The sequence below is a fragment of the Acinetobacter sp. YH16038 genome, assembly GCF_013417275.1.
Classification (GTDB): Bacteria; Pseudomonadota; Gammaproteobacteria; order Pseudomonadales; family Moraxellaceae; genus Acinetobacter.
In genome coordinates this window covers 1-6,843 of the sequence record NZ_VPEG01000060.1, presented here as the reverse complement: position 1 = coordinate 6,843, position 6,843 = coordinate 1, and the positions used below count along the sequence as shown (strand labels likewise).

Annotated in this window: 10 protein-coding genes; 5 read left to right on the top strand and 5 right to left on the bottom strand. The window is 38.9% G+C overall.

From position 1 onward, the window contains the following. Positions 1 to 639, bottom strand: a 639-nt coding sequence (locus FTV34_RS15825) for a MobA/MobL family protein (RefSeq protein WP_180070777.1), incomplete at its 3' end; no start/stop codon positions are given. Positions 640 to 803: 164 nt separating this feature from the next. Here FTV34_RS15825 and FTV34_RS15820 point away from each other — a divergent pair. The 4 genes from FTV34_RS15820 (at position 804) to FTV34_RS15805 (ending at position 3,659) form a co-directional block, all read left to right on the top strand. Further along, positions 804 to 1,259, top strand: a complete 456-nt coding sequence (locus FTV34_RS15820) for a conjugal transfer protein TraD (RefSeq protein ID WP_179991683.1) — start codon at positions 804 to 806, stop codon at positions 1,257 to 1,259. A gap of 609 nt (positions 1,260 to 1,868) precedes the next feature. Next, a complete protein-coding gene (locus FTV34_RS15815) occupies positions 1,869 to 2,558 on the top strand; it encodes a replication initiation protein (protein ID WP_179995751.1) in 690 nt (229 codons plus the stop codon). Between the two features lie 9 nt (positions 2,559 to 2,567). Continuing rightward, positions 2,568 to 2,981, top strand: coding sequence for a hypothetical protein (locus FTV34_RS15810; RefSeq protein WP_179991690.1), 414 nt, complete (start codon positions 2,568 to 2,570; stop codon positions 2,979 to 2,981). A 252-nt stretch (positions 2,982 to 3,233) separates the two neighbouring features. Continuing rightward, complete coding sequence (locus FTV34_RS15805; RefSeq protein WP_179991689.1) at positions 3,234 to 3,659, top strand: DUF805 domain-containing protein; 426 nt, start codon at positions 3,234 to 3,236, stop codon at positions 3,657 to 3,659. A gap of 97 nt (positions 3,660 to 3,756) precedes the next feature. Here FTV34_RS15805 and FTV34_RS15800 read toward each other — a convergent pair whose 3' ends face one another. Together FTV34_RS15800 and FTV34_RS15795 are read right to left on the bottom strand one after the other, a co-directional pair. After that, the gene (locus tag FTV34_RS15800; protein ID WP_179991688.1) at positions 3,757 to 4,092 is read right to left on the bottom strand and encodes a hypothetical protein; all 336 of its coding nucleotides are present in this window, start codon (positions 4,090 to 4,092) and stop codon (positions 3,757 to 3,759) included. A 112-nt stretch (positions 4,093 to 4,204) separates the two neighbouring features. Next, positions 4,205 to 4,882 (bottom strand): tetratricopeptide repeat protein, encoded by a 678-nt coding sequence (locus FTV34_RS15795; RefSeq protein ID WP_179991687.1) that lies wholly within the window; start codon positions 4,880 to 4,882, stop codon positions 4,205 to 4,207. Between the two features lie 222 nt (positions 4,883 to 5,104). Here FTV34_RS15795 and FTV34_RS15790 point away from each other — a divergent pair, with 222 nt between their 5' ends. Then, positions 5,105 to 5,473, top strand: coding sequence for a hypothetical protein (locus tag FTV34_RS15790; RefSeq protein ID WP_179991686.1), 369 nt, complete (start codon positions 5,105 to 5,107; stop codon positions 5,471 to 5,473). Between the two features lie 175 nt (positions 5,474 to 5,648). On the opposite strand, the gene FTV34_RS15785 is transcribed toward FTV34_RS15790, so the two are convergent. After that, the gene (locus tag FTV34_RS15785) at positions 5,649 to 6,233 is read right to left on the bottom strand and encodes a tRNA modification GTPase (protein WP_179991685.1); all 585 of its coding nucleotides are present in this window, start codon (positions 6,231 to 6,233) and stop codon (positions 5,649 to 5,651) included. Positions 6,234 to 6,245: 12 nt separating this feature from the next. Continuing rightward, on the bottom strand, positions 6,246 to 6,843 hold a 598-nt coding region (locus FTV34_RS15780; protein WP_180070775.1), incomplete at its 5' end, for a MobA/MobL family protein.

Below are 6,843 nucleotides of genomic sequence, written 5' to 3'. Positions count from 1 at the left end.
TCGCTCCGGCTCACGCTCAATCCCCTGTGCTTTCAGGGAACGCGCATCAACGCGGTCAGCGTGCTGATACCGTTCAAGATACTTATTCTGTAAGTCAGCCCAGCGTTCTCGCTGGGCGATAAGGTATGCCTTGCGTTCGGTCGGCGTTTCGCCAAAACGAGATTTTTTTGCGCCGCCCCGTTCAGGGTTTTTCGTGTTAGCCCGTTTAAAATACAACTGCGGGTCACGCTCGATACCGTCATTAAGCCGTTCAGAGAACATAATATGCGCATGCGGTTGTTCACCGCCTTCAATCGCCGCTCTGGGGTTATGAATGGCAAATTGATAGGCGTGCCGGTCGCCAATTTCCTGTTGAATAAAATCACGAACAAGCTCAAGGCGTTGTGCGGGTGTCAATTCACGCGGCAGGGCAATTTCAATTTCGCGGTAGGTACAGCCGTTGGCACGTTCAAACGTGTCCGCGGCTTTCCAAAACTCGGACGGTTTATGCGCTGCCCATGCGGGCATATTGCCGGACTCTTGATGCTCAAGGTCGTTGTCTTTTTCACGGGCATATTTTCCCTCACGCGCAATATAATCGGCATGGGAAGTGGCTTTGCCTTTCCCGCCGGTTTTAACGCTGAGATGATAAGATGCCATGCTGTTTTCGCCCGCTGCAAGCGCGCACCGTTTCTGAATGAAGTGAAGAAACGTCTAAGTGCGCCCTATCAATAAAAAGATGATAGGGATTGTAGTGGAATTTGACCTGAGTTGCCAATCATGAGCATAATTATTTCATTCTAAAAGCTGCATGAGTGGTAAAGATGAAAAACGAAAAACAGGCTAAATGGGTGGCAGACAGAGTGCAAACTATCCGTGGTTTAAAATCACCGAATGAGGCACAACGCTTATTGGTGATTTTGCACGATAAAGCGGATAAAACCGCCCAAGAAATAAAAACGCTCTCATTGTTAATTCAGGCAGAGCGGGCAGCAGAAAAAGCACAGGAAGCCCGCACAAAGGTGATGAATCTTATTCAAGCAGAGAAGCGTGCAGAAGCCAAAGCGGCCCGTAAAGCGCGTGACCATGCCCTTTATCAATCGGCGGGATTACTCATTATGGCAGGGTTAGTGGACAGTCAAACGGGTAAACCGGTAGATGACCCCGCAAAACTACTGGGGGCATTAGTCAGCTTGCATGAATTATCCCGTGACAATCCCAAATGGGAAGAATGGAAATTTAAGGGGCAAGCATTACTCAATCAAAAAAAGGAAGATTAGAACAGGGTGTTAATACCCTCTAAAACGCCACAGGAAGTCCGTGGTGAGGTTTTATTGGCTCGATAATGGAATTTATCACCCAATACTGAAAACGTGGCTCAGAAGCTCAGACAGCTCCTTCCTGATTGAGCCGTGAGCGAAGCGAACCCAATGACACGGAAAAAACAGCGGCGCAGTGGCTGGATGGTCGTAGACAAAAGAAATGTTCAACGAGTTGCCCGAGCAAAGCGAGGGAGCTACTGAGGTGTTTTAGGTTTGTCTGAAAAGGAGCAAACGTTGTTTGCGACATCCTTTTAAATATTACGAAGCGTGATGTATCTGACAACTTTGGTTGAGTTATTCACAGGCATTTCCCTTTTTAACTTGTTTTTTTGTTTTTTATCTTGTTTTCGGGTAAAAAAAACTCGCTGTAATCAATAACTTACAACAACATAGATGGTGCTTTTTACGGTAATAGATGGTGCTTTTTACGGTAATAGATGGTGCTTTTTACGGTAATAGATGGTGCTTTTTACGGTAATATCCACACGCATTGATGGTGTTAAAATAAAACATACCATTAATGGTATTAGTGGTGTATATTTATTTAACACCATTAGGAGGTCTTTGATGAATAACCTAGTAGCCTACAAATCAAATGCTCTAATTGAAGCTAGTTATAAACTAACTTTGCAGGAACAGCGGGTTTTATTAATGTGTATTGGTAAGTTGAATCCCAAAGATGAGTCCCCTGAGAAAACCTTTGAGTTAACAGCCGAAGAGTTTTATCTAGCTTTTCCTAATATGGGTACAGGTAATGCAGAGAGACATTTACAAGATGCAGTAGATAAATTAGCGGAAAGATGGATACAGATACATTGGAAAAATAAAAAAGAAGAGATCCGATGGATTCAACAAAAAGCAAAATATTTTGGAGGGGAAGGTCGAATAGAGTTAACTTTTTCTGACTCAATAATGCCATACCTAACTCAGTTAAAAGGACAATTCACCAGTATTGCAGTTAAAAATGTGTCAGCTCTTAAAAGAACATATAGCATTAGGATTTATGAGCTATTAATGCAATTTAAAGCCACTGGAGATAGACTAATCAATGTTGATGATTTCCGCTCAATGATGGGAATAGATAACAAATATTCAAAATTCTCAGAGCTTAATAAGTTTGTAATAAAACCCGCCATAAAGGAATTAAATGATAAGAGTGACCTAATGGTAACGGTTGATATTGTAAAAAAAGGTCGAACAGCTAACGCGCTACATTTTCAATTTACACAAGATAATCAAATAAAAATATCAATTTGAGGATGAATAATGGCTCTGGTATCGATCAGTGAAGCTTCACGATTAACGAAAAAAAGTAGAACAACTGTTCACCGTTACATATCAAACGGAAAATTGTCCATATGTACAGATGAGAATGGAATAAAAAAGATAGATACATCAGAGCTTTTACGAGTTTTTGGCGCATTCAAGTCTGTTCATCATGAACAGAGTGACACTGTAATAAATGAACAACATGCAACACCTAACGGAACAAGTGAAACCAATAAAACAAAGCAACTAGAACAGGAAGTTGAACACCTGAGACAACTCGTTACAGCTCAACAGTCACATATAGACAGCCTAAAACAAGCAATGCTATTAATCGAATCCAAGCTGCCGACAACACCCGAACCTGTTATACCAGTACCAACAAAAAAACCGTGGCAATTCTGGAAAAAATAGCCGGTTGACGTCATTTTTACCGCGAAACCCAAACCGCCGTTTTGATAACAAATCACTAACACAAAAATGGGGCTTTTTACGGGGAGAAGATAGGGAGTTTTGAGCGGTTGAGGGGAATTTTAGGTTGAGTGCCTAAATGGCGTTACGCTTAAGCACCTTTATGTTAAATTATAGTCATTGACCAGATTTTTAAAAAATCAAATAGCAAAAATTATCATACTGAAAACCATCATCAAATTGGATAAAGACTTTATGAGTTCATTCTTTAATAGTTATTTTAATTGTTTCCGTAATTATTTTAATTTCAAAGACCGATCTTCTCGTCAGGAATACATCGCATTTATAATAATTAACCCTATACTGCTATTAATTATTGAAAGATTTACATTGATTGCATCAATATTTTATTTAATAATTTTTATTCCAGAAATAACCGTATCTATCCGTAGATTACATGATGTAAATTACTCTGGATGGTTTCTCATTACGCCATATTTATTTTTTATAATTGCATTATCATTCACCTATATAGGCGGTAATTTATTCGGAACGATAGGATTAGTAATAGGAATGCTAGGAATACTTTCCTATTTAGCACTCGCAATCTTAATGATATTTTATAAAGGTGATATTGGTCAAAACCGATTTGGTAACAACAAAGTAATCAAAAAACAATAAAACAGCAATTCAAACGTCAGATAATTTTGTCATATTTCAAACCGGTAAATTTTATTATGTTTATTCACCGGTTTGAATTGTAATAATTTAAATGGAATTATTTTTTTTCATTAATTATAATGTTAGGGAGTATGGATGGAAGGGTTTTGCAAATATCAACCCATGTCTTTTTATTCCTGACTTCCAGGACATAACGAATATCATTTGTATTAACCGTAATTAAATTACCAGTCATTACTGTTGATGAAATATCAATAGAATTGATATCACGCAAAAAACAAACAGTTCTATTTCCTTTTTTTTTCATGAAGAAAAAAGAAAACCATCCACCAAAAAGAAAGTAAATTAATGACATTTTCTGCTCATAAATTAAACTACTTTTGGTTTCATTCACATCTATCTGACTTACTAATCTAATTACTTTTTTCTTCATATTATTCTCGTTGTATATTAAACTTACAATTACTATATCATTATAACAAATACAATTAATTATTACATTCTAATAATTAATTTGAAAATTTTGTTAGCACATCATTGGGGCATTATTTTTTGTCTACTTTAGAACAGGCAAAATCAAAACCATTATCACAAGATTCCTTGAACCATAATTGACTCTCAGAAATATCTTGCTTTACACCAACTCCGTTCAAATACATATTACCAAGAGCGTATTGAGCAGATTCACTTCCTTTATTTGCGGCTTTTTTGCACCATTCAAAGGCTAAATCATCATTTTGATCAGTTCCTATACCTTTACGATAAAAACCACATAATATTGCTTGTGATGAAACATCGCCTAGTTCAGCTGCTTTTTGATAAAAATTGAAAGCCATAACCTCATCTTTTTTCACACCATATCCAACCAAATACATTTGACCTAATGAAATGATAGCTATTATGTCACCCTGATCAGCTGCCATTTTGTAAAACTTCAATGCCATTGGTTTACTAGAATTAACGCCTGTACCATAAAGATACAATGAACCTAAAATACTCTGAGCTTCTACATTACCTTGATTTGCAGCCTTTTGATACCATTCAAAAGCGATGTGCTTATCTTGCTTTACACCATCCCCCTCTGAATACATATCAGCAATTTTCATTTGAGCTAAACTATCGCCATTCTCAGCAGACTGACATAAAGAAAAATCTTTAATCCCACAATCACTAGCTAAAACGGATAATGGAAATAAAAAGAACAATAAAAACAATAACTTCATTAAAACCCCATATATGAAAACAGAAATAACTATGGAATAATATTATTAAGGGTTTTACGCCAGAAACCCCAGAAAATTCCGTAACTAAAGACCATCTAAGTTGGATGATATTCGGGTTGATGTGAAATCTCCGAATGGAACACATACTTTAGGAACAGATGTAACACCAGTAAAAGCGGTTAATTTAATTGAAGAATGGCTAACTAAGCAAGGGTTAATGTAATGTCTAATGATAACTTAAATGAATTGTTAATGATAATTAACGAACCTAAATTTTTTGATTTTTTATTACATATAAATATTGATGACGCATTAGATAAAAGAGATGGCGATGAGTTTGAAAAACAGTGGCTAAATAGTTTTAATAAAATAAAAAATATATGTTTTCCTGACGATTGCATCGAAATAATAAATAGGATAAGAGAAGCTTCATTTAAGTTATCATTTAAAGTTTGTGGAGATAGTGATGTTTCCGCTTATATATCAGATGATTTTGAAATGATATCTAAGTGCCTGTTACTGAATGATTCTGAGGGTTGGCCTCTTAGTTACTTATTAAATAGATATTTAAAAGGTGAGTCTCCAGGGTAGTATGGTAAGTACTTGCTGGATTAAATATGCTCATATTTAATCAGTAAAAACTGAAAGATCTTTCAACCTTCCGGCTCATTAGCAGATGAATAGGTTGAATGAGGGCGAACCGCTCAAAACCCCCTCGCTACTTTGACGACTTGCACGGGAAAACGGCGTATTCAGCGCCGTTTTTTTATTGTTTGATAATCAGATAGGTGTCTTTTTTATCACCATATGACTGCCTTGTATCCACTTTCACACAAGGTTTTCCGTCACACGTGGAGATATCAGCCAGCGGGGCTTTTTTTTGCCAGACCGCTTCCATGCGCTGCATTTTTGCAATTCGGTCATAACCACTGTCGATAAAATAAAACATCCCCCAGAGACAGCCCCCCATAACAGCAACCATTGTCAGGGCGATATAAATCGCGGATTTCCACGTATAACGTGACATTTCACGTCGCATTGCACTCACGGATTCATTAGCTGCTGTAACCACCTGATTCAGCGCATTGACGGCGGGTTTCTGCTGCGCCAATCCCGTTTGTTTGAGTTCTTTTTCAACCTGAGTTAAGGCTGCATTCACCGATTGCCTGATCGTGTCGGTCATCTTACCGGAGGCACTGTCCAATTCATGGATCACCTGAGCCAATTGTGCTGTTTGGCGGCTTAATTTGGCGGATTCTGCCTGAAATTCATCAATCAACGCCGCCACACGCTTTTCCTGCGCTTGCTGATGCCCAATCAGCGCCGCAATTTTTTTAATCTCATCACTCATACAAAATTCTCTCTATCGTGAAAATGACCAGCCGTCATCCGGTTTCTGTCGCTTCTGCTCAGCGAGGCGCTGTCGTTCATTTTCCTGCTGACGCCGCTGCTCAGCCCAATACTCGCGTTCCTGCTGCTTAACCAGTTCCTGATGAATATTCTGAAACTCTGCCATCGAGTCATTAATCAAGGATTGAAGGTCAATCTCGTCTTGTATCTCACTCAAGGCATCATTGACCAGTGCGTTCAGCTTGTCAGACTCTTTTTCAAAATCAAACGTTCTGCCCTGAGTCGCATTTTGCATCACCTCGCATTTAGGTGTTTCAGTGACGTTATCGCGCTCTGCGAGGGCTTCCCGTAATGTCGTCGTGACATCAATGACGCAGTTACATTCATCACGACAGTGCTGAGCCTGTCGCTCCGCTTCTCTGCGCTCCATCAGGGCGTGTAACTGCGCTGTATTAAACTGCCTGACCTGTCCTGCGCCAAAATGTCGCTCCGGCTCACGCTCAATCCCCTGTGCTTTCAGGGAACGCGCATCAACGCGGTCAGCGTGCTGATACCGTTCAAGATACTTATTCTGTAAGTCAGCCCAGCGTTCTCGCTGGGCGATAAGGTAT

What these genes read in the sequence shown, in the direction of transcription:
- FTV34_RS15805 (WP_179991689.1), top strand. Translation starts at nt 3,234, where the DNA reads ATGAGTTCATTCTTTAATAGTTATTTTAATTGTTTCCGTAATTATTTT.
- FTV34_RS15815 (WP_179995751.1), top strand. Translation starts at nt 1,869, where the DNA reads ATGAATAACCTAGTAGCCTACAAATCAAATGCTCTAATTGAAGCTAGT.
- FTV34_RS15785 (WP_179991685.1), bottom strand. Translation starts at nt 6,233, where the DNA reads ATGAGTGATGAGATTAAAAAAATTGCGGCGCTGATTGGGCATCAGCAA.
- FTV34_RS15790 (WP_179991686.1), top strand. Translation starts at nt 5,105, where the DNA reads ATGTCTAATGATAACTTAAATGAATTGTTAATGATAATTAACGAACCT.
- FTV34_RS15795 (WP_179991687.1), bottom strand. Translation starts at nt 4,882, where the DNA reads ATGAAGTTATTGTTTTTATTGTTCTTTTTATTTCCATTATCCGTTTTA.
- FTV34_RS15820 (WP_179991683.1), top strand. Translation starts at nt 804, where the DNA reads ATGAAAAACGAAAAACAGGCTAAATGGGTGGCAGACAGAGTGCAAACT.
- FTV34_RS15810 (WP_179991690.1), top strand. Translation starts at nt 2,568, where the DNA reads ATGGCTCTGGTATCGATCAGTGAAGCTTCACGATTAACGAAAAAAAGT.
- FTV34_RS15800 (WP_179991688.1), bottom strand. Translation starts at nt 4,092, where the DNA reads ATGAAGAAAAAAGTAATTAGATTAGTAAGTCAGATAGATGTGAATGAA.